Below are 21,545 nucleotides of genomic sequence, written 5' to 3' on the forward strand. Positions count from 1 at the left end.
CGCTACCGGGGCAGCTCGGCCCGGGCGCGCGCCAGGGCGTCGACGAGCGTCGCCTCGACCGGGCCGGTGAGCGTCTCGGCGTAGGTGGCGGTGACGTGCGACCCCTGGCGCCAGGTGAGGACCCCGCGGTAGGTGGCCCGGCAGAGGTCGCCGGGGCACACCCACGGGTCGAGGTCGGCGAACACCGCACCGTCGATCTCGCGCGCGGTGCGCTCCAGGGCGCTCGAGGAGGGGGTGCGGCGCAGCGGCCAGGTGCAGGCCGACGGGTCGTCCTCGTGGTCGGCGACGCACTCGTAGGCGGGGTCCATCCCGTCCGGGGGGTGCGGGGTGTCCGAGAGCGCGACGACGACCGCGCCGCGGGCGACGAGGTCGCGCCAGGTCCCGGCGAGCGCCTCTCGGTAGGCCGCCCGGCTGCGGCGCCCGTCGACGACGACGCGGTCGAGGAGGGTCGTCGTGACGACGACGTCCGGGGTGGAGCGGCGCAGGCGGTCGAGCACGGCAGCCCGCCACGGCCGGCAGGTGCGGTGGGTGAGGGGCACCTCGGCCCGCGGGTCCAGCAGGGGACAGGCGCTCTTCGTGAGGACCCGCACCCGCCACCCGCGGCGCTCGCCGACGGTGGCGACGACGGCGGCCCACTGGAGCACCTTGGAGTCGCCGACGACCGCGACCTCCACCCCGCCGTCGGGGTCGCCGACGACGCACTCGGAGACCTCGGCCGAGGCGAGGACGGTGTCGCAGCCGCGGTCCTCGAGCGGGCCGAGGTCGAGCGGCGCCCCGGCCGGGGACGGCGTGAGGGCGTCGTAGAGCGCGGGCGGCGCGGCGCCGGTCAGCTCCGCCGGGACGGTGAGGACGGCCGGGGGGAACGGCGCGGCGGTGCGCTCGCCCCGGCGCGAGGCCTCGGCGTGGGCGTCCGCCGCGAGGGCGAGACCGAGGACCACCCCGACCACGGTGATGGTTGCGCCGGTCGCGAGGGCCACGCCCGTGCGCCCGGCCAGCACCCCGCGACGGACCGGGTCCTCGACGAGGTGGAAGGACGCGAGGGCGAGCAGCACCGTGGCGGCCAGGACGCCGACGCGCACCCCGAGGCCGTCGCCGAGCCCCACCCAGCCGGAGACCACGAGCAGGGGCCAGTGCCAGAGGTAGAGCGAGTACGAGAGGGCCCCGACGCGGACGGCGGGCCCGAGGCCGAGGAGGCGCTCGGGGCCGCGCCGGCCGGCCGCGAAGCCCGCGACGACGACGGCCGCCGTGGCGAGCACGGGCGCCAGGGCCGCGGAGCCGGGCCAGGCCGTCCCTGCACCGACGAGGACCGCGGTGGCGCCGAGCACCGCGAGACCGGCCCAGCCCACGACGGCCGCCACCGCCGGGCGCAGGCGCGACCAGCGGCCCGCGCCGAGCGCGACGAGGGCGCCGACCCCCATCTCCCACAGGCGGGTCGGCGTGACGAAGAAGGCCTCCTCGGGGGCGCGGGCGGTGTACCAGAGCGACAGGGCGAGGCTCGGGAGGACGACGAGCCCGCCGAGGCCCAGCGCGAGGTGCCGCCGGCCCGGCCGGACCCCGCGGCGGGTGCCGACCCACAGCAGCGCGACGAGCAGCAGGGGCCAGACGAGGTAGAACTGCTCCTCGACCGAGAGCGACCAGAAGTGCAGGACGGGGGAGGGGCCGAGGTCCTCGGCGAGGTAGTCGACCGAGCGGGCCGAGAACACCCAGTTGACGACGTAGCCCGCCGCCCCCGCCACGTCGGAGCCGACGACCATCCGCTCGGTGCGCGGGGCGAGGAACCAGGCGGCGAGCGTCGTCAGCCCGAGGACGATGCCGGCGGCGGGCAGCAGGCGGCGGGCCCGGCGCGCGTAGAACCGGCGCAGCGACAGGCGGCCGGTGGCCTCGACCTCGCGGACCAGGCCCGTGGTGATGACGAAGCCGCTGACGACGAAGAAGACGTCGACCCCGACGAAGCCCCCGGAGGGCCCGCCGAGGAGGTGGTAGGCGAGGACGAGGCCGACGGCGACGGTGCGCAGGCCCTCGACGTCGCGGCGCAGGCCCGGGCGTGCGGTCGCGTCGGCGTCCCTCCGGGTGGCCTCGGCCACGGTCCCCGACGTCCGCACCGGCCCACCGTAGCGACGGGTGGCGCCGGGGGAGCGGCGCCGCGCGCCGACCGGCTCAGGTGAGCGAGCGCATCGCGGCGATGGCGCCGCGCAGGTAGCGCTCGACGACCTCGCGCTCGGCGGGGCTGAGCGCGGCGTCGGTGCGCGCGAGGCCCTCGAACATCGGGGCGAGGTGGCGGACGGCCTCGCGGCGCCCGGACTCGGTGATGACGACCTCGGTGCGGCGGCCGTCGTCGGGGTGGCGGCGGCGCTCGGCGTGCCCGCGGGCCACGAGGCGGTCGATGACCTGCGAGGAGGCGGCGGAGGTGACGCCGAGGGCGCGGGCGAGGTCGACCGGGCCCATCGAGCCCATCGCGAGGTGGCGCAGGGAGTGCAGCTCGGAGGTCGAGAAGCCCGCGCGGCGGGCGACCTCGTGGGGCACCTGGGCCGCGACGTCGGTCAGCTCCTGGAGCGTGTCGAGCGTGCTCGAGCCGGTCCAGGCCGGCACGAGGTCGGTGACGGCGCGAGTTGCGTCCTGGGGGTCGTGGTCCGTAATATCACTCACCAACTTAGCAATTAGGTGAATCACCTGTTGCTCCGATCGTAGCAATCCCTGACACCGAGCACTGGAGGAAGACCCGTGGGACGCATCGCCGACCTCGTCACCCGCCGGTGGGTCGCCGGCCTGCTGGCACTCGTCGCGCTCCTCGCCGCCGGCGCGGTCGTCGGCGCCGTCGGCCAGGCCGAGAAGCCCGACGGCACGCTGACCGCCCTGCCGCTCGACTCCGACAGCCGCGAGGCGGCCGCGCTGCGCCAGCAGCTGCCCGAGGAGCAGGGGTCGGCCGCGGTCGTCCTCTTCGCCCGGGACGGGAAGCTCACCGACGCCGACACGCAGGCGATCGAGGCCAAGGCCCGCGACCTGCCCGGCGCCGCCGGCATCCCGGCCCAGCGCAGCGAGGACGGCACCGCCGCCGTCGTCGTCGTGCCGGTGCAGGAGGGTGACGCCACCCGGACGGCCGACACCGTCGCGCAGATCCGGGAGGCCGCGAAGGCCGACCTGCCCGACGGCCTGACCGCCCAGGTCACCGGCCCCGCCGCCATCCAGGCCGACCTCGCCGGCGTCTTCGACGGCGCCAACACCCGGCTGCTGCTCGCCACCGCGAGCGTCGTCGCGCTGCTGCTCGTCCTCACCTACCGCAGCCCGGTCCTCTGGCTCGTGCCGCTGACCGTCGTCGGCGTCGCCGACCAGCTCGCGGCCGTCGCCGCCACGCACACCCTCGCGCTGTTCGACGTCGCGTGGGACGAGTCGACCGTCGGCATCCTCTCGGTGCTCGTCTTCGGTGCCGGCACCGACTACGCCCTGCTGCTCATCTCGCGCTACCGCGACGAGCTGCGCACGACCGAGGACCGTCGTGCCGCGATGGCGCACGCCCTGCGCCGCACCACCGAGGCCGTGCTCTCGAGCGCCTCGACGGTCGTCCTCGGCCTCCTCACCCTCCTGCTCTCGGCCTTCCCCGCCACGCGTGGCCTCGGGCTCGCCTGTGCGGTCGGTGTCGTCGTCGCCGCGTTCTTCGTCCTCGTCGTCCTGCCCGCCGCGCTCGTCGTCTTCGGGCGCTGGATCTTCTGGCCGAAGGTCCCCAAGGTCGGCCAGACCGGTCTCGCCGACGGGCACTCGGCGTGGCGCCGCGTCGGTGACGCCGTCGCCCGCCGTCCGGTCGCGGTCGTCGCGGTCGTCGTCGTCGGCCTCGCCGTCGCCGCCGGCGGCATCAGCCAGGTCAGGGCCGGCCTCTCGAGCGCCGACCAGTTCCTCGACACCCCCGAGTCCATCACCGCCTCGCAGCGCTACGGCGAGTCCTTCCCGGCCGGCTCCGTCGACCCCGTCGTCGTCATGACGCGCGGCGACGGCGAGGCGCTCGCGCAGCGGGTCGGGCAGGTGCCCGGGGTCGAGTCCGCGCGGGTCGCGGCCAGCGGTGGCGGCATCGCCGAGGTCGACGCCGTCCTCACCGGCGACCCCGGCTCCGACGAGGTCCGCGACAACGTCCGCGCCCTGCGCGAGGCGCTCGCCGACCAGCCGGACACCTACGTCGGCGGGACCGAGGCCGAGGCCGTCGACACGGCCGACGCCTCCTCCCGCGACCGCGCGCTCATCCTGCCGCTCATCCTCGGGCTCGTGCTGCTCGCGCTCGGCGGGCTGCTGCGCAGCGTCGTCGCCCCCGTCGTGCTCGTCGCGACGGTCGTCGGCACCTACCTCGCGAGCCTCGGCATCAGCTGGGTGCTCTTCACGCAGGTGCTCGGGTTCGAGCGGCTGGACGAGGGGGTGCCGCTGCTGGCCTTCGTCTTCCTCGTCGCGCTCGGCGTCGACTACAACATCTTCCTCGTGACCCGCGCCTCCGAGGAGGCGCGGCGGCACGGCCCGCGCGAGGGGATGCTCCGCGCCCTCGCCGCCACCGGTGGCGTCATCACGAGCGCGGGCATCCTGCTCGCGGCGGTGTTCGCGGTGCTCGGCGTGCTGCCGCTCGTCGTCCTCGCGCAGCTCGGCGTCATCATCTGCGTCGGCGTCCTGCTCGACACGCTGGTCGTCCGCACGCTCCTCGTCCCGGCCGCCGCGGTGCTCCTCGGCGAGCGGTTCTGGTGGCCGCGCCGGCTGCAGGTGCACGACGACGCGAAGGGTGCGACGCGCGACGAGGAGTCCCTCGCCGCCGGCGCCCCGAGCGCCTGAGGGACGCACCGGGCGGGCGGGAGAAAAATCCTGCCGCCCGGTGCATCCGTCCCCGGGGGAGCGGCGGAATCAGGGGTGGGTCGCCACCGGGGCGGCCCACCCTCGACCAGGAGGTCCTCCATGCGAACCCGTCGCCTCGTCACCGCCGCCGTGGCCGTCACGCTCGGTGCCACCACCTTCGCCGCCGCCCCCGCGAACGCGTCGTCCGGCTCGTCCACGCCCACGGGCACCCGCAGCCTCGCGGCGGTGCTCACGAGCGACGGCAACACCTTCGACCGCAACTGGTACGACTACGACATCGTCACCGAGGCAGTCCTCGCCGTCCTCGCCGCGAAGCCGAACAGCCCGGTCAAGGTGCTGACCGACGGCACGACCCCGGTCACCGCCTTCATCCCCGACGACCGCTCCTTCCAGGTCCTCGCCTACGACCTGACCAAGCGCTGGCCCTCGACCGAGAAGAAGACCTTCGACGCGCTCGTCGCGGCCGTCGGCGTCGACGCCATCGAGCAGGTCCTGCTCTACCACGTGGTGCCGGGCGCGACGATCACCAAGCGCGACGCCGTCAAGGCCAACGGCGCGATGCTGACCACCGCGCAGGGCGGCAAGATCACCGTCGCCGTCCGCAACAAGTGGATCCCGCTCATCGAGCTCAAGGACCAGGACCGCAACGACGTCAACCCGTTCATCAACCCCCGTGCCTTCGACGTGAACAAGGGCAACAAGCAGATCGCCCACGGGATCGTCTTCGTCCTGCGGCCCCTCGACCTCTGAGGTGTCCCTCGCGACGGGCGTCGCGCCGGTGGTGGTGGGACAGGACACCACGACCGGCGCGGCGCCGCCGTCGGTTCCGCTCCGGGTCGCACGCCCTAGGGTGGGTGGGGTGAGCGTGGACGCGGAGACCGGGGCCGAGGCGCAGGTCGACGACGTCGCCGCCCGGCTCGTGGCCGGGTCGCGCGAGGCGCTCGAGGAGGCCTGGGCCCGCTGGTCGGGTCTCGTGCACACCCTCGCCGTCCGCTCGCTCGGCAACCACCACGACGCCGAGGACGTGACCCAGCAGGTGTTCGTCGCGGCGTGGCGCGGCCGCCACACGCTCGACCCGGCCCGCGGGTCGGTCCCGGGGTGGCTCGTCGGCATCACCCGCCACAAGGTCGCCGACGTGCACGCGCAGCGGGCCCGGCAGGCCCGCGACGCGGAGGCCGCGGCGCGGGAGGTCCTGCCGGAGGCGCACGCGGCGCCGCCCGAGGACCGCCTGGCCGCCCGCCTCCTGCTCGCCGACGCGCTCGACCGGCTCGGTGAACCTCGCGCCAGTGCCATCCGTCTGGCCCTCGTCGACGAACTCACCCATGAGGAGGTCGCGCAACGGCTCGGCCTCCCGCTCGGCACCGTCAAGAGCCACATCCGCCGAGGACTCACGACCCTGCGACGCCACCTGGAGGAGGTGACCGATGACCACGCCTGACCACGCCGTCCACCCGGACGACGACCTCGTGCTGCTCGCGACCGGTCACCCCGTGCCCGCCGAGGTCTCGGTCCACCTCGACTCCTGCCCCCGCTGCGCCCACGAGCTCGCGGCCCTGCGTGCCGTGTCCGAGCTGCTGCGCGACCCGGTCCACCTCGTCGACGCCCCCGTCGGCCTCTGGGACAAGGTCTCCGCCGAGATCGACCGCGACGAGGACGGCCGGCCCCTGCTGACCGTCGTCGACGGCGAGGTCCCGGACGACGCCCCCGCCTCCGCCGCCGCGGTCGACCGGTCCCCGGCGCCCACGGGCCCGACGCGGCGCCGCCGCTTCGGCGGGGCCTGGCTCGTCGCCGCCGCGGCCGCCGGCATCGTCGTCGGCGGGGTCGGCGTCCGCGCCCTCGAGAGCCCCGCGCCGCAGCCGACGCCCTCGACGGTCGTCCTGGGCCAGACCAAGCTCGACACCCTCGACACCCAGCAGGTCCTCGGGGCGGCGAGCGCCGTCCGCGTCGACGGCCACCTCGACCTCGACGTCGACACGCCGGCGCTCGACCCGGGCCCGGGCTACCTCGAGGTCTGGCTCATCAACAAGGACCTGCGGCGGATGGTGTCCGTCGGCGTCCTGCGGCCGGGCGACGGCAACCAGCGCTTCGCCATCGACCAGTCGCTCATCGACCAGGGCTACGTCATCGTCGACATCTCCCGCGAGGGCTACGACGACAAGCCCGAGCACTCCGGCGACAGCATCGCCCGCGGCACGCTCGCCCTGTGACGAGCAGACGCCGTACGCACGGACGGGCCCCGGGTGCAGGTGCACCCGGGGCCCGTCCGTGCCGGTGGCTCAGCCCTGGGGCACGAGCACGCCGTCGATGACGTGGATGACGCCGTTCGTGGCCTCGATGTCGGTCTGCGTCACGGTGACCTCGCCGCCGGAGGTGTCGGTGAGCGTGACCGTGTCGCCGTCGACGCCGACGGTCAGCTTCTCGCCGTTGACGGTCTCGACCTCCTGGCCGTCCATCGTCGCGACGTCCGCGGCCATGACCTTGCCCGGCACGACGTGGTAGGTGAGGACGTCGGTCAGGGCGCCCTTCGGGTCGGCGAGCAGGTCGTCGAGGGTGCCGGCGGGCAGCGCGGTGAACGCCTCGTCGGTCGGCGCGAAGACCGTGTACGGCCCCTCGCCCTTGAGGGTCTCGACGAGGCCGGCGGCCTCGAGCGCGGTGGCGAGGGTGGTGAAGCCGCCCGCGGCGACGGCGGTGTCGACGATGTCGGCGGAGGCGGCGGCCGACTCCGAGGCGCTGGGCGAGGCGGAGGTGGGCGCGGCCGAGGAGGTGGCCGGGGCGCTCGCCCCCGCGTCGGTGTCGGAGTCCGACCCACAGGCGCTGACGACGAGCGCGAGGGAGAGGGCGGCGGTGGCGGCGAGGGTGCGTCGCATGACGGGGTCCTTCCGGAAGGGGTGTGTGACCTGACACCCCCTCTTCCGCCGGGACCCCGCCCGTGGATGCACTTCCTTCGACAAACTTTAGACGAACCCACGACGGGCACCGCCCCGGGTCGATCGGCGGGACATCCGGGCGCGGCCCCGCCGGCGAACCTAGGATGACCGGCATGACGACGACGCCCGACATCAAGCCCCGCAGCCGCGACGTCACGGACGGTCTCGAGAAGACCGCCGCGCGAGGGATGCTGCGCGCCGTCGGCATGGGCGACGACGACTTCGCGAAGCCCCAGATCGGCGTCGCGAGCTCGTGGAACGAGATCACCCCGTGCAACCTCTCGCTCGACCGGCTGGCCAAGGCGGTCAAGGACGGCGTGCACGCGGGTCAGGGCTACCCGCTCGAGTTCGGCACCATCTCGGTCTCCGACGGCATCTCGATGGGCCACGAGGGGATGCACTTCTCGCTCGTCAGCCGCGAGATCATCGCCGACTCGGTCGAGACCGTCATGAGCGCCGAGCGCCTCGACGGCTCGGTCCTGCTCGCCGGCTGCGACAAGTCCCTGCCCGGGATGCTCATGGCCGCCGCGCGCCTCGACCTCGCCTCGGTCTTCCTCTACGCGGGCTCGATCCTCCCCGGCATCGCCAAGCTGTCCGACGGCACCGAGAAGACCGTGACGATCATCGACGCCTTCGAGGCGGTCGGCGCGTGCCTCGCGGGCAAGATGAGCCGCGAGGACGTCGACGCCATCGAGCGCGCCATCTGCCCCGGTGAGGGTGCCTGCGGCGGCATGTACACCGCCAACACGATGGCCTCCGTCGCCGAGGCGATGGGGATGTCGCTGCCCGGCTCGGCCGCCCCGCCGGCCACCGACCGCCGCCGCGACGGCTTCGCCCGCAAGTCCGGCGAGGCGGTCGTCGAGCTGCTGCGCCGCGGCATCACCGCGCGCGACATCATGACCAAGGAGGCGTTCGAGAACGCCATCGCCGTCGTCATGGCCTTCGGCGGCTCGACCAACGCGGTCCTGCACCTGCTGGCCATCGCGCACGAGGCCGAGGTCGACCTGACGATCGACGACTTCCAGCGCATCGGCGCCCGGGTGCCGCACCTCGCCGACGTCAAGCCCTTCGGCCGCTTCGTCATGACCGACATCGACCGCGTCGGCGGCGTCCCCGTCGTCATGCGCGCGCTGCTGGACGCCGGTCTGCTGCACGGCGACTGCCTCACCGTCACCGGACGCACCGTCGCCGAGAACCTCGCCGACATCCGCCCGCCGGACCCCGACGGGCACGTCGTGCGCGCGATGAGCGAGCCGATCCACCGCACCGGCGGCCTCACCATCCTCAAGGGCTCGCTCGCCCCCGAGGGCGCGGTCGTCAAGTCGGCCGGCTTCGACTCCGACGTCTTCGAGGGCACCGCCCGCGTCTTCGACGGCGAGCGCGCCGCGATGGACGCCGTCGAGCAGGGCGCGCTCACCGCCGGCGACGTCGTCGTCATCCGCTACGAGGGGCCCAAGGGCGGCCCGGGGATGCGCGAGATGCTCGCCGTCACCGGGGCGATCAAGGGCGCCGGGCTCGGCAAGGACGTGCTCCTGCTCACCGACGGCCGCTTCAGCGGCGGCACGACCGGCCTGTGCGTCGGCCACGTCGCGCCCGAGGCCGTCGACGAGGGCCCGGTCGCGTTCGTGCGCGACGGCGACCGCATCCGCCTCGACGTCGCCCACGCGACGCTCGACCTCCTCGTCGACGACGCCGAGATGGAGCGTCGTCGCGCCGAGGGCGTGACCCACCCGGAGCCGAAGTACACCCGCGGGGTGCTCGCCAAGTACCGCCGGCTGGTGCAGAGCGCCAGCACGGGGGCGGTGTGTGACTGACGCCCCGGGGGAGGGGCCGGCGCTCGAGCTCGTCGGCCTCGTCAAGGAGTTCCGGGGGCGACGGGTGGTCCACGGGCTCTCGCTCGCGGTGCCCCGCGGCTGCCTCTACGGGCTCGTCGGGCCCAACGGCGCCGGCAAGACGACGACGCTGTCGATGGCGACCGGTCTCCTGCGGCCGACCGCCGGCACCGCCCGGGTCCTCGGCCACGACGTCTGGGCCGACCCGCCGGCCGCCAAGGCGGTCATGGGGGTCGCGCCCGACGGGCTGCGGCTGTTCGAGCAGCTCGGCGGCCGTGAGCTCCTGCACTACGTCGCCGACCTGCGCCGGATGCCGCAGGAGGTGAGCCGGCCCCGCGCCCAGGAGCTGCTCACCGTCCTCGACCTCGCCGACGACGCCGACACGGTCGTCGCCGACTACAGCGCCGGCATGGTCAAGAAGATCAGCCTCGCGGCGGCGCTCATCCACGCGCCGCGGCTGCTCGTGCTCGACGAGCCGTTCGAGGCCGTCGACCCCGTCTCGGGGCAGGCCATCCGGACCATCCTGCGGCGCTACGTCGCGACCGGCGGCACGGTCGTCATGTCGAGCCACGTCATGGAGCTCGTCGAGGGCCTCTGCGACCGGGTGGCGGTCGTCGCGGGCGGCCGGGTGCTCGCCGAGGACACCGTCGCCGCGCTCACCACCACCGGTTCGCTGCACCAGCGCTTCCTCGAGCTCGTCGGGGCCGGTGACGTCTCGGAGGACGGCCTGACCTGGCTCGGCGGATGACCGGCCGATGACGCTCCTCGTCGTCCGGCTCCGGCTGCGGATGTGGTGGACGGCCATGTCCCGCAGCTCGATCCACCTCGTCTCGTCGATCATCGGCGCCCTCGTGGCGCTCGGCGTGGTCGGCGTCCTCGGGCCGTCGATCGCCCTGCTCGCCGCGCGCCCGCTCGCCCTCACGGCGGTCACCGTCCCGCTCTTCGCCGGGGCCACGCTGTCCTGGCTCGTCCTCAGCCTCGTCGCGACCGGTGTCGACAACGTCCTCGACCCGGCGCGCTTCACGGTCCTGCCGGTGCGGGCGCCCGAGCTCGCCCGGGGGGTGCTGGCGGCGACCTTCACCGGCATCCCGGCGGTCCTGCTCTCGCTCCTCGCGCTCGCGCAGGTGATCGCCTGGTCGGCGCACCCCGCGGCCCTCCCGGCCGCCCTGCTCGCGGCGGTGCTCGGGACGCTCACCGCGGTCCTGCTCTCGCGCGCGGTGACGAGCACGCTCGCCGGGGTCATGACGAGCCGGACCGGGCGCCTCCTCGGGGCCGGGGTCGTCGCGCTCGTCACCCTCCTCCCGCTCGTCCTCAACGTGCTCGTCACGGCGGGCGGGTCGGGCCCGGACCTGCGCGACCTCGACGCGCGGGGCGCGGCGGTCGTCGCGTCGTGGACGCCGGTCGGCTGGGCGTGGGGCCTGCCCTTCGACGTCGCGACCGGGCGGTGGCCCGCGGCCCTCGCCCACCTCGGGCTCGCGCTCGCGCTCCTCGTCGTGCTGTGGCGGGTGTGGGTCCGGCAGCTGGAGCGGGTGCTGGTCTCCCCGATGACGAGCAGCGGAGGCCACCGCATCGGCCCCGGCCGGCTGCTGCCGCGGCTGCTCGGGAGCTCGCCGACGTCGGCGGTCGCCGCCCGCCGGATCCGGGCCTGGTACCGCGACAACCGGCTCGTGAGCATCGCCCTGCGCACGGCCGTCCTGCCGGTGTTCTTCGTGGCCCAGGCGGCCGTCACCGGGACGGGCGCGCTCGCCGGTGTCGGCGTCGTCACCCTCGCCGTCTTCGCCGGCCTCACGCTGATGAACGACCTCGCCTTCGACGGGCCGGCCTGGTGGGTGCACGTGAGCACGGGCGTGCGCGGGTGGGAGGACCGGCTCGGCCGGGTGCTGGCCTCGGCCGTGGTCTTCGGGCCGGTGCTGGCCCTCACCTTCGTCGTCTCCGTCGGCATCGGCGCCATCGAGGCCGTGCCCGCGTGGCTGGCCGTGGTGCTCGCCGCGCTCCTGGCCAGCCTCGGGCTGGCGAGCGGGGTGGGCGCGGTCCTGCCGGGCACCGCGCCGCGCACCGGCGGCAACCCGTTCGCCGCGTCGTCCGGGGGTGCGGCCCAGGGCTGCCTCACCGCGCTCGTGTCGTTCGTCGGCCCCGTCGTCCTCGTCCTGCCCGTCGTCCTCGCGGCGGTGCTGGCGCGGGGGAACGCGCTCGTCGGGTGGCTCGTCGTCGTCGGCGCCGGCCTCTACGGCGCCGGGCTGCTCGTCGCCGGCGTCGTGCTCGGGGGGCGCCACCTCGACCGCACCGCCCCCGAGATGCTCGGCCGCCTCGGCCAGGCCCAGGTCTGACCGGACGGGTCAGCCGCGCCGGCCGGACTCCACCCGCCACAACAGGGCCGCGACGAGCGCGGCGAGCCCGGCGCCCGCCACCGTGAGCAGCAGGCGCTCCACGGCCACCCCCGAGGTCGAGCCGGCGAGGTCGCTGGAGCCGACGAGCACGATGGCCGCGCTCGACGTCCCGGCCATCCAGCGGGTCTCGCGCACCGCCGTCCACGCGAGGGCCAGGACCCCGAGCGCACCGGCGGCGGCGAGGACGACGACGGTGGGGACGAGGGCCACCGCGAGGACCGCGAGGACGACGCCCACGACGGTGCCGACGATGCGGGCCGTCGCCTGCGCGGCGGTCTCGTCCCGCGACACCGCGAGCACCATCGCGACCGCGACGACGAGCCAGTAGCCGTGCCCGAGGCCGAGCGCGCTCGTCACGGTGGTGCCGGCCCCGGCGACGACGGCGGTCGCCAGCGCGTGCCGGCCCGCCTCGGCGGCGGGCACCGGCTGCGGTGCGGCGCCCACCCGGGCCGCGGTCGCCGCCGCAGCGACGAGCAGCGCGCCGAGGCCGACCCACAGGGTGACGGTGCCGCCGGTCCGGCCGAGGGGCAGGCCGGCGCCGAGCGCCGCGAGGACCGGCAGGAAGGTCGCGAGGCGCGCCGCCCGGCGGGTGAGCGGCACCTGGGCCAGCGAGGCCGCGGCCACGGCCGCACCGGCGGCGACCGGGTGGTCGGCGGCGAGCGAGCCGAGCCCGAAGGAGGCCGCGCAGAGCGCCGCCACCACGGCCCGGGTGCGGACGCCGACGTCGGTGCCGGCAGCGGTCCCGACCCCCAGCGCGCCGAGGAGGATGCCGAGCGCCGGGCCGCGCCCGACGACCGTCCCGACGAGCGCGGCCACGACGGCGACGACGACGACGAGCGCGGTCGCGAGGACGAGGACGCGCCGGGGCGGCCACGGGACGGTCACGGCGCGAGGCTAGCGCGGCCCGAGGAGAGGATGCCCACCCTGCGAGCACCGCTGGCCCCCACCGGCGCCGGACGTGAGGATGGCGGTGCCGCCGTCGCCACCCCGGCGCGGCCGCGCCGAGGAGGACCCCGTGAGCCGCTGGCACCCGCAGGCCTGGACGATCGCGACGGACGTCGAGCGCCCCGACCCCGCCCTCGTGGCGCGGCTCGCGCAGCTCCCGACGACGCAGATCGCCGACGGCGGGGGACCGGTCGCGGTCGTGGGGCCGGGCATCGGGCCGATGGTGTCGGCCACCGAGGTCTGCGGGCCGGCCGTCACGCTGTGGGCCGCCCCCGGCGACATCCTCCACGTGCTCAAGTCGCCCGACCTCGTCCAGCCCGGTGACGTCCTCGTCGTCGACGGCGGTGGCCGGCTCGACGCGGCGGTCCTCGGCGACGTCATCAGCGGGCGGCTGCAGGCCCGCGGGGGCGTCGGCGCGGTCGTCGACGGCGCGGTGCGCGACCTCGAGGGGATCGAGGCCCTCGGGTTCCCGGTGCACGCCCGCGGGGCCCACCCGGCGACCGGCTCGACGACCGGCCCCGGCGCGCTCAACGTGCCGGTGCAGCTCGGGGGAGTCGCGGTGCACCCCGGAGACGTCGTGCGGGCCGACCGCAGCGGGGTCGTCGTCGTGCGCCGCGAGGGCCTGGCCGAGGCGGTCGAGCGGGCCGAGCGGGTGGCCCGGCGCGAGGAGCAGTGGCAGGCGGCCTTCGCGGCCGGCGCGGGGGTCGACGAGGTCCTCGGCATCGACGCCCTCATCGCCGAGAAGGCGGCCGCCGCGGGGGCCACCGGTGGCCCCGAGGTCGAGGAGCGGGCATGAGCGCGCCGACGACCCTCGGCGGTCTCCCCGTCACCGTCGAGCGGACGGCGGCCCCGCTCGAGGACGCGGCCCGGGCGGAGCGGATGCGGGACCCGGGCTTCGGCCGGGTCTTCACCGAGCACATGCTCACCATCCGCTGGACGCGCGCGGGCGGCTGGGAGGACGCCCGCCTCACGCCCTACGGCCCGCTCTCCCTGGACCCGGCGACCTCCGCGCTGCACTACGGGCAGTCGGTCTTCGAGGGGTTCAAGGTCTACCGCGGCCCCGACGGCACGGTGGCCGCCTTCCGTCCCGAGGCGAACGCCGAGCGCTTCCGGGCCTCGGCCCGGCGGCTGTGCCTGCCGGAGCTGCCCGTCGAGGTGTTCACGGCCGCGGTCGACCTCCTCGTCGGGATCGACCACGCCTGGGTGCCGTCGACGCCCGGGCACACCCTCTACGTGCGCCCGCTGCTCTTCGCGAGCGAGCCCGAGCTCGTCGTGCGCCCCTCCGAGGAGTGCCTCTTCGTCCTCACCGCCTTCGTCGCCGCCGACTACTTCCCGCGCGGGCCAAGGCCCGTCACGGTGTGGGTCGCCGACCACTTCGTGCGGGCCGCGCCCGGGGGCACGGGGGCGGCCAAGTGCGCGGCGAACTACGCCGCCGGCCTCGCCGCGCAGGCCGAGGCGGCCGAGCAGGGGTGCGACCAGGTGGTCTTCCTCGACGCCGTCGAGCGCCGGTGGGTCGAGGAGCTCGGCGGGATGAACCTCGTCTTCGTCTACGGCGGCGAGACCCCGCGGCTCGTGACGCCGGCGCTCACCGGCACCCTGCTGCCCGGGATCACCCGCGACTCGCTCCTCACGCTCGCCCGCGACCTCGGCATGGAGGTCGAGGAGGGGCGGCTGTCGGTGCAGGACTGGGAGGCCGACGCGCGCTCCGGCGCGCTGACCGAGGTCCTGGCCTGCGGGACGGCCGCCGTGCTGACGCCCGTGGGGCGGGTGCGCCGGGACGGGGCCGAGTGGGTGGTCGGCGACGGCGGCACGGGGCCGGTGACGGCGGCGCTGCGCGAGCGGCTCCTCGCGGTCCAGGGTGGCTCGGCCCCCGACCCGCACGGCTGGCGCCACCCCGTCGGGCCGGTGGCGTGACCGACGCCACGGTCCCGGATGCTGGGACCGGCCGTCTCGCGGGTTGACACACCGGGGGGTGGGGGAGACAGTTGTCCCGTGGCCCGGATCCTCGTACTTCCCCAGCGCGCCTGACGCACCAGCGACCAGGCGCGCTCCCTCCGTCGTCCCGCCACGGGACTGGAGGGTTTTTTTGTGCTCGGACCCATGACACGCCCCTTTCGGCGAGAAGGAAGCGGTGACCCCATCGTGAGCGACACCCGACCGGCGACCCCGGCACCCCTGCACCCGGCGCCCAGCCCGGCCCAGGTGGCCCAGCAGGCGCGCGCCAAGGCCCCGGTGGAGGTCACCGGCGCCCAGAGCCTCGTGCTCTCGCTCGAGGCGATGGAGGTCGACACCGTCTTCGGCATCCCCGGCGGGACGATCCTGCCCGCCTACGACCCGCTGCTCGACTCGGCCAAGGTCCGCCACATCCTCGTCCGCCACGAGCAGGGCGCCGGCCATGCGGCCGAGGGCTACGCCGCCGCCACCGGCAAGGTCGGCGTCTGCATGGCGACCTCCGGCCCCGGCGCGACCAACCTCGTGACGCCGCTCGCCGACGCGTACATGGACTCGGTCCCGGTCGTGGCCATCACCGGCCAGGTCGTCTCCTCCGCGATCGGCACGGACGCCTTCCAGGAGGCCGACATCCGCGGCATCACGATGCCCGTGACCAAGCACAGCTACCTCGTGACCGACGGCGCCGACATCCCCCGCGTCATCGCCGAGGCGTTCCACCTCGCGAGCACCGGGCGGCCCGGCCCCGTCCTCGTCGACATCCCGAAGGACATCCTCCAGGCGCGCACGACCTTCGCGTGGCCCCCGAAGATGGCCCTGCCCGGCTACCACCCGGTGACCCGGCCGCACGGCAAGCAGATCCGCGAGGCCGCGCGCCTGATCTCCGAGGCCGAGCGCCCCGTGCTCTACGTCGGCGGCGGCGTCATCCGCGCCCGGGCGAGCGAGGAGCTGCGCCGCTTCGTCGAGCTCGCCCAGATCCCCGTCGTCACGACGCTCATGGCGCGCGGCGCGCTGCCCGACAGCCACCCGCTGCACCTGGGCATGCCCGGGATGCACGGCTCGGTCGCCGCCGTGACGGGCCTCCAGAAGAGCGACCTCATCATCGCCCTCGGCGCCCGCTTCGACGACCGCGTCACCGGCCAGCTCTCGACGTTCGCGCCCGACGCCAAGGTGATCCACGCCGACATCGACCCCGCCGAGATCGGCAAGAACCGCGTCGCCGAGGTGCCGATCGTCGGTGACGCGCGCGCCGTCATCGCCGACCTCGCGGAGGCCGTCGAGGCGGACATGGAGGCCGGCCGCGGCGGCGACTACACCGCGTGGCGGGCGCGGGTCGCCGGCTGGAAGGAGACCTTCCCGGTCGGCTACACGCCGCCCGAGAACGGCGCTCTCGCACCGCAGTACGTCATCGAGCGGCTGAGCGCCCTCAGCGGCCCCGAGTCGGTCTACGTCGCCGGCGTCGGCCAGCACCAGATGTGGGCCGCGCAGTTCGTCCAGTACGAGCGCCCCAACGCGTGGCTCAACTCCGGCGGCCTCGGCACGATGGGCTACTCGGTCCCGGCGGCGATGGGCGCCCAGGTCGGCGAGCCCGACCGCACGGTCTGGGCCATCGACGGCGACGGCTGCTTCCAGATGACCAACCAGGAGCTCGCCACCTGCGTCATCAACAACATCCCGATCAAGGTCGCGATCATCAACAACAGCAGCCTCGGGATGGTCCGCCAGTGGCAGACCCTCTTCTACAACGAGCGCTACTCCAACACCGACCTGCACACCTCGGTCGGCTCGCGCGTCCCCGACTTCGTCAAGCTCGCCGACGCCTACGGCTGCGTCGGGCTGCGGTGCGAGCGACCGGAGGACGTCGACGAGACGATCCGCCAGGCGCTCGCCGTCACCGACCGCCCGGTCGTCGTCGACTTCGTCGTCGAGCGCGACGCGATGGTCTGGCCGATGGTCCCCGCCGGCGTGAGCAACGACGCCATCCAGGTCGCCCGCGACACGGCCCCGCAGTGGGACCGCGAGGAGTCCGAGGCCATCGAGCAGCCCACCGACGCCGACCACGACGGCCGCTGAGGGAGAACCATGAGCAAGCACACGCTGTCCGTCCTCGTCGAGAACAAGCCCGGCGTCCTCGCGCGCATCGCCGCGCTGTTCTCGCGCCGCGGCTTCAACATCGACAGCCTCGCCGTCGGCGAGACCGAGCACGCCGAGGTCTCGCGGATGACCGTCGTCGTCGACGTCGAGGAGCTCCCGCTCGAGCAGGTGACCAAGCAGCTCAACAAGCTCGTCGAGGTGCTCAAGGTCGTCGAGCTCGAGCCCGGTTCCGCCGTCCAGCGGCAGGTCATGCTCATCAAGGTCCGGGCCGACGCGGCGACGCGCAGCCAGGTCCTCGAGATGGTCCAGATGTTCCGGGCCAAGGTCGTCGACGTCGCGACGGAGTCGCTGACCATCGAGGCGACCGGCACCACCGAGAAGCTCCACGCGCTGCTCGAGGTCCTCGAGCCCTTCGGGGTCCGGGAGCTCGTGCAGTCGGGGATGGTCGCGATCGGCCGCGGTCCGCGCTCGATCACGGACCGGGCGCTCCGCAGCGCCTGAGCCGCACCCACCTAGAGTCCCATCCAGCAGCACACCCGACCCGAAGGAGAGGCCTGTTCCGATGGCCGAGATGTTCTACGACGACGACGCCGACCTGTCGGTGATCCAGGGCCGCAAGGTCGCGGTCATCGGCTACGGCAGCCAGGGCCACGCCCACGCCCTCAACCTGCGCGACTCCGGCGTCGACGTGCGCGTCGGCCTCGCCGAGGGCTCCAAGAGCCGCGCCAAGGCCGAGGCCGAGGGCCTGACCGTCACCACGGTCGCCGAGGCGGTCCGCGAGGCCGACCTCGTCGTCATCCTCACGCCGGACCAGGTGCAGCGCGGCCTGTACGCCGCCGAGATCGAGCCGAACCTCCAGGAGGGCGCCGCGCTGCTCTTCGGGCACGGCTTCAACATCCGCTTCGGGTACATCCAGCCGCCGGCCGGCTCCGACGTGCTCATGGTCGCCCCGAAGGGTCCCGGCCACATCGTGCGCCGCGAGTTCGTCGACGGCCGTGGCGTGCCGGTGCTCCTCGCCGTCGAGCAGGACGCCTCGGGCTCGGCCTGGGACCTCGCGAAGTCCTACGGCAAGGCGATCGGCGGCCTGCGCGCCGGCGGCATCCGGACGACGTTCACGGAGGAAACCGAGACCGACCTGTTCGGTGAGCAGGCCGTCCTCTGCGGTGGCGCCTCGCAGCTCGTCATGTACGGCTTCGAGACCCTCGTCGAGGCGGGCTACCAGCCCGAGGTCGCCTACTTCGAGTGCCTCCACGAGCTCAAGCTCATCGTCGACCTCATGATCGAGGGCGGCATCGCCAAGCAGCGCTGGTCGGTCTCCGACACCGCCGAGTACGGCGACTACGTCTCGGGCCCGCGGGTCATCGACCCCCGCGTCAAGGACAACATGAAGGCCGTCCTCGACGACATCCGCAACGGCAACTTCGCCAAGCGCTTCATCGACGACCAGGACGCCGGCGCACCGGAGTTCAAGGACCTGCGCGCCAAGGGCGCGGCGCACCCGATCGAGGCCACCGGCCGCGAGCTGCGCCAGCTGATGGCGTGGGTCGACACCGACCGCGACAGCGACTACGTCGAGGGCTCCGCCGCGCGCTGACCCCGACGACCGACGAGAACATGCCGTGCCACCCCCGGGGGGCACGGCATGTTCTCGTCCCTCGACCTCCACCTAGGCTGGCCGGGTGCGTGACCTCGTCGACGGGTGGCCCTTCTGGGTCGTCCTCGTCGCGTTCTGGGCCGGGGCCACGGCCCGCGGCACCGCGACGTACTGGGTCGGCCGCGGCGTGCGCGCCGGGGGAGGGCGCACCCGCTGGGCCCACCACCTCGAGCGCCCGGCCGTCGCGCGCGCCGAGCGCTTCGTGCGCCGCGTCGGCCCGCCGGCGGTGACCCTCGGCTTCCTCACCGTCGGCCTGCAGAGCGCCATCAACGCCTCGAGCGGGATGCTCCGGATGCCGCTGCGGCGCTTCCTGCCCGCCGTCGTCCTCGGCGCGCTGCTCTGGGCGCTCGTCTACACGACCGTGGGGATGGCCGTCGTCGACGCCGCGCTCGGCCGCCTGCCCTGGTGGTGGCTGCTCGTCGCGGCGGGGCTCGTGGTCGCCGTCGTCCTGGGGGCCCACCGGGTGCGCCGCGCCGCCGCCCGTTCCTGAGAGGCGACCACGATCACATCGTGGTCATCGGTGTCCACATGCTGGCGTCGACCTACGATGGAGGTCCCGGCACAGCGGCGTGCCGGACGGCAGTCACCGCATCGGCGGACCCCCGACCACCCACCGCACGCAAGGGACCTTTCACGTGACCAAGCCCGTCGTCCTCATCGCCGAGGAGCTCTCGCCCGCGACCATCGACGCCCTCGGACCCGACTTCGAGGTGCGCCACACCGACGGCGCGGACCGCTCCCAGCTCCTGCCGGCCATCGCCGACGTCGACGCGATCCTCATCCGGTCCGCGACCAAGGTCGACGCCGAGGCGCTCGCCGCCGCGAAGAACCTCAAGGTCGTCGCGCGCGCCGGGGTCGGTCTCGACAACGTCGACGTCGACGCCGCCACGAAGGCCGGCGTCATGGTCGTCAACGCGCCGACCTCCAACATCACCTCCGCCGCCGAGCTCGCCGTCGGCCTGCTCCTCGCCTGCGCCCGCAACATCGCGCCGGCCAACGAGGCGCTGAAGAACGGCGCGTGGAAGCGCAGCAAGTACGGCGGCGTCGAGCTGCTCGAGAAGAAGGTCGGCATCGTCGGCTTCGGCCGCATCGGCCAGCTCGTCGCCGAGCGGCTCAAGGGCTTCGGTGTCGAGCTGCTCGCCTACGACCCCTACGTGTCGGTGCAGCGCGCCGGCCAGCTCGGGGCCCGCCTCGTGACCCTCGACGAGCTGCTCGCCGAGTCCGACTTCATCACCATCCACCTCCCGAAGACCCCCGAGACGCTCGGCCTCATCGGCAAGGAGGCGCTCGCCAAGGTCAAGCCGACCGTGCGGATCATCAACGCCGCCCGCGGTGGCGTGCTCGACGAGTCCGCCCTCGCCGAGGCGATCGCCGACGGTCGCGTGGCCGGCGCCGGCCTCGACGTCTTCGCGTCCGAGCCGTGCACCGACAGCCCGCTGTTCGCCTTCGAGTCGGTCGTCGTCACGCCGCACCTCGGCGCCTCGACCGAGGAGGCCCAGGAGAAGGCCGGCGTCGCGGTCGCGAAGTCGGTGCGCCTGGCGCTCGGCGGCGACCTCGTCCCGGACGCGGTCAACGTCTCCGGCGGCGCGGTCGCCGAGGAGGTCCGCCCGGGCATCGACCTCGTCGAGAAGCTCGGCCGCGTCTTCACGGCCATCGCCGGCTCGGTGCCGGTGCAGCTCGACGTCGAGGTCCGCGGCGAGATCACCCAGCACGACGTCTCGATCTGGGAGCTCTCGGCGCTCAAGGGCCTGTTCACCGACATCACCGAGGACCCGGTGACGTACGTCAACGCCCCGCTGCTCGCCAAGGAGCGCGGCCTCGAGTCGCGCCTGGTCACCGACTCCAGCAGCGAGGACTACCGCAACGTCACGACGCTGCGCGGCACGCTCGCCGACGGCACGGTCGTCTCGGTCGCGGGCACGCTCACCGGCCCGAAGCTCGTGCAGAAGGTCACCGGCGTCCACGGCTACGAGCTCGAGGTCCCGCTGAGCCGGCACCTCGCGTTCTTCTCCTACGTCGACCGGCCGGGCGTCATCGGCTCGATCGGCCGCCTGCTCGGCGACTCCGACGTCAACATCGCCGCGATGCAGGTCTCGCCGCACGACGCGGACGGCACCGCGATGGTCGCGCTGACCGTGGACCGCGAGATCCCGGACGAGGTCGTCGCCGCCATCGGCCGCGAGATCGGCGCCGACACCGTGCGCGTGGTCAACCTCGGCTGAGCTCCGGCACCCCACGGCGGCGGTCCGTCCCCTCGGGGGCGGGCCGCCGCCGTCGTGCGCCGCGCAGCCCGGCGCCGAGCGCCAGGCCCCACGCGAGGAAGAGCGGGTCCCACAGCCACGCGTGGCCCCGCACCGCGGCGAGGTCCTCGACCGGGCCGAGCGCGCCGGTCAGGGCGAGGTTCGCCGCGACGACGTTCGCGACGCCGTAGGCCACCAGCGCGCCGGCGACGAGCCAGGCCACGAGGCGCAGGCCGTGGCGCGGGCCCCCGCGACGGGCGGCGAGCACGGGCACCCAGGCGGCGGCGAGCTTGCCCAGCCCGATCGTCGCCAGGGCCAGGCCCGCGGCCACCGGCGACTCGGCCCGCCAGGACCGCGCCCACTCGCCGAGCGTCGAGGCGAGGACGGGGGAGCCGGCCGCCCAGGCGAGGCTCGCGAGGGCGTGGGCCGTCCCGAGGGCGGCGGCGACGAGGAGCCAGGGCGAGGTGGGGCGGCGGGACGGCACGACCCCGACGCTACGGACGCCGCGGGGGCTGCGGGATGGGGGAGGACCCGGGGCCCACCCGGACCGGGGGCCGTGGGAACCCGGGGTCCGGACACACTCGATCCGTCACGGCCGACGCGGATCGCCCCGGTCCGGGGGAGCCCGGGCGACGGATTCCGTCAGTCGGCCAGCGATGTGACGCGCATCTCGTGCGTCACGCGGTCCGCATCGT

At 74.9% G+C, this 21,545-nt stretch carries 19 protein-coding genes; 14 read left to right on the forward strand and 5 right to left on the reverse strand.

The features are described 5' to 3' along the window. Nucleotides 1–2: 2 nt before the first annotated feature. Nucleotides 3–2,102, reverse strand: coding sequence for an acyltransferase family protein (locus tag HL663_RS09595; RefSeq protein WP_173028178.1), 2,100 nt, complete (start codon nt 2,100–2,102; stop codon nt 3–5). A gap of 55 nt (nt 2,103–2,157) precedes the next feature. Then, the gene (locus HL663_RS09600) at nt 2,158–2,646 is read right to left on the reverse strand and encodes a MarR family winged helix-turn-helix transcriptional regulator (RefSeq protein ID WP_286176030.1); all 489 of its coding nucleotides are present in this window, start codon (nt 2,644–2,646) and stop codon (nt 2,158–2,160) included. 75 nt (nt 2,647–2,721) lie between these two features. Here HL663_RS09600 and HL663_RS09605 point away from each other — a divergent pair, with 75 nt between their 5' ends. The 4 genes from HL663_RS09605 to HL663_RS09620 all read left to right on the forward strand — a co-directional run bounded on the left by HL663_RS09605 (nt 2,722) and on the right by HL663_RS09620 (nt 7,028). After that, entirely contained in the window at nt 2,722–4,800 is a 2,079-nt protein-coding gene (locus HL663_RS09605) for an MMPL family transporter (protein ID WP_173028179.1), read from the forward strand. Between the two features lie 120 nt (nt 4,801–4,920). Next, nucleotides 4,921–5,571: a fasciclin domain-containing protein gene (locus HL663_RS09610; protein ID WP_173028180.1), complete on the forward strand. Its 651-nt coding sequence runs from the start codon at nt 4,921–4,923 to the stop codon at nt 5,569–5,571. Between the two features lie 109 nt (nt 5,572–5,680). Continuing rightward, complete coding sequence (locus tag HL663_RS09615) at nt 5,681–6,259, forward strand: RNA polymerase sigma factor (protein WP_286176031.1); 579 nt, start codon at nt 5,681–5,683, stop codon at nt 6,257–6,259. Then, a complete protein-coding gene (locus HL663_RS09620; protein ID WP_173028181.1) occupies nt 6,246–7,028 on the forward strand; it encodes an anti-sigma factor domain-containing protein in 783 nt (260 codons plus the stop codon). Before HL663_RS09615 ends, HL663_RS09620 begins: the two co-directional genes overlap by 14 nt. A 69-nt stretch (nt 7,029–7,097) precedes the next feature. Here HL663_RS09620 and HL663_RS09625 read toward each other — a convergent pair whose 3' ends face one another. Beyond that, nucleotides 7,098–7,688 carry a fasciclin domain-containing protein gene (locus HL663_RS09625; RefSeq protein ID WP_173028182.1) on the reverse strand — a complete coding sequence of 197 codons (591 nt, stop codon included), beginning with the start codon at nt 7,686–7,688 and terminating at the stop codon, nt 7,098–7,100. A 173-nt stretch (nt 7,689–7,861) separates the two neighbouring features. On the opposite strand from HL663_RS09625, the gene ilvD reads away from it, so the two are divergent. From ilvD to HL663_RS09640, 3 genes are read left to right on the forward strand one after another with little or no spacing between them, the layout of a single operon-like run. Then, nucleotides 7,862–9,562, forward strand: a complete 1,701-nt coding sequence (gene ilvD / locus HL663_RS09630) for a dihydroxy-acid dehydratase (RefSeq protein ID WP_286176032.1) — start codon at nt 7,862–7,864, stop codon at nt 9,560–9,562. Further along, nucleotides 9,555–10,328 (forward strand): ABC transporter ATP-binding protein, encoded by a 774-nt coding sequence (locus HL663_RS09635; protein ID WP_173028184.1) that lies wholly within the window; start codon nt 9,555–9,557, stop codon nt 10,326–10,328. Before ilvD ends, HL663_RS09635 begins: the two co-directional genes overlap by 8 nt. A 7-nt stretch (nt 10,329–10,335) precedes the next feature. After that, nucleotides 10,336–11,907: a hypothetical protein gene (locus HL663_RS09640; RefSeq protein WP_173028185.1), complete on the forward strand. Its 1,572-nt coding sequence runs from the start codon at nt 10,336–10,338 to the stop codon at nt 11,905–11,907. 9 nt (nt 11,908–11,916) lie between these two features. Here HL663_RS09640 and HL663_RS09645 read toward each other — a convergent pair whose 3' ends face one another. Beyond that, nucleotides 11,917–12,852, reverse strand: a complete 936-nt coding sequence (locus HL663_RS09645; RefSeq protein WP_173028186.1) for an FUSC family protein — start codon at nt 12,850–12,852, stop codon at nt 11,917–11,919. A gap of 130 nt (nt 12,853–12,982) precedes the next feature. Between HL663_RS09645 and HL663_RS09650 the strand changes: the two genes are divergently transcribed. The 7 genes from HL663_RS09650 to serA all read left to right on the forward strand — a co-directional run bounded on the left by HL663_RS09650 (nt 12,983) and on the right by serA (nt 20,832). Continuing rightward, nucleotides 12,983–13,708 (forward strand): RraA family protein, encoded by a 726-nt coding sequence (locus HL663_RS09650; RefSeq protein ID WP_173028187.1) that lies wholly within the window; start codon nt 12,983–12,985, stop codon nt 13,706–13,708. Then, complete coding sequence (locus HL663_RS09655) at nt 13,705–14,826, forward strand: branched-chain amino acid aminotransferase (protein ID WP_173028188.1); 1,122 nt, start codon at nt 13,705–13,707, stop codon at nt 14,824–14,826. The genes HL663_RS09650 and HL663_RS09655 overlap by 4 nt, the downstream gene beginning before the upstream one ends. 186 nt (nt 14,827–15,012) lie before the next feature. Beyond that, entirely contained in the window at nt 15,013–16,935 is a 1,923-nt protein-coding gene (locus HL663_RS09660; RefSeq protein WP_173028189.1) for an acetolactate synthase large subunit, read from the forward strand. Between the two features lie 9 nt (nt 16,936–16,944). Next, nucleotides 16,945–17,457 carry an acetolactate synthase small subunit gene (gene ilvN, locus HL663_RS09665; RefSeq protein WP_173028190.1) on the forward strand — a complete coding sequence of 171 codons (513 nt, stop codon included), beginning with the start codon at nt 16,945–16,947 and terminating at the stop codon, nt 17,455–17,457. Between the two features lie 61 nt (nt 17,458–17,518). After that, nucleotides 17,519–18,550 (forward strand): ketol-acid reductoisomerase, encoded by a 1,032-nt coding sequence (gene ilvC, locus HL663_RS09670; protein WP_173028191.1) that lies wholly within the window; start codon nt 17,519–17,521, stop codon nt 18,548–18,550. Nucleotides 18,551–18,635: 85 nt separating this feature from the next. Next, nucleotides 18,636–19,100 (forward strand): DedA family protein, encoded by a 465-nt coding sequence (locus tag HL663_RS09675; RefSeq protein WP_173028192.1) that lies wholly within the window; start codon nt 18,636–18,638, stop codon nt 19,098–19,100. 145 nt (nt 19,101–19,245) lie between these two features. After that, complete coding sequence (gene serA, locus HL663_RS09680; protein ID WP_173028193.1) at nt 19,246–20,832, forward strand: phosphoglycerate dehydrogenase; 1,587 nt, start codon at nt 19,246–19,248, stop codon at nt 20,830–20,832. Here the strand turns inward: serA and HL663_RS09685 are convergent. Continuing rightward, nucleotides 20,819–21,334, reverse strand: a complete 516-nt coding sequence (locus HL663_RS09685; protein ID WP_173028194.1) for a DUF3995 domain-containing protein — start codon at nt 21,332–21,334, stop codon at nt 20,819–20,821. The genes serA and HL663_RS09685 overlap by 14 nt on opposite strands. Nucleotides 21,335–21,545: the final 211 nt, after the last annotated feature.

The organism is Arthrobacter sp. NEB 688, assembly GCF_013201035.1.
In the GTDB taxonomy this organism is placed as follows: domain Bacteria; phylum Actinomycetota; class Actinomycetes; order Actinomycetales; family Dermatophilaceae; genus Phycicoccus.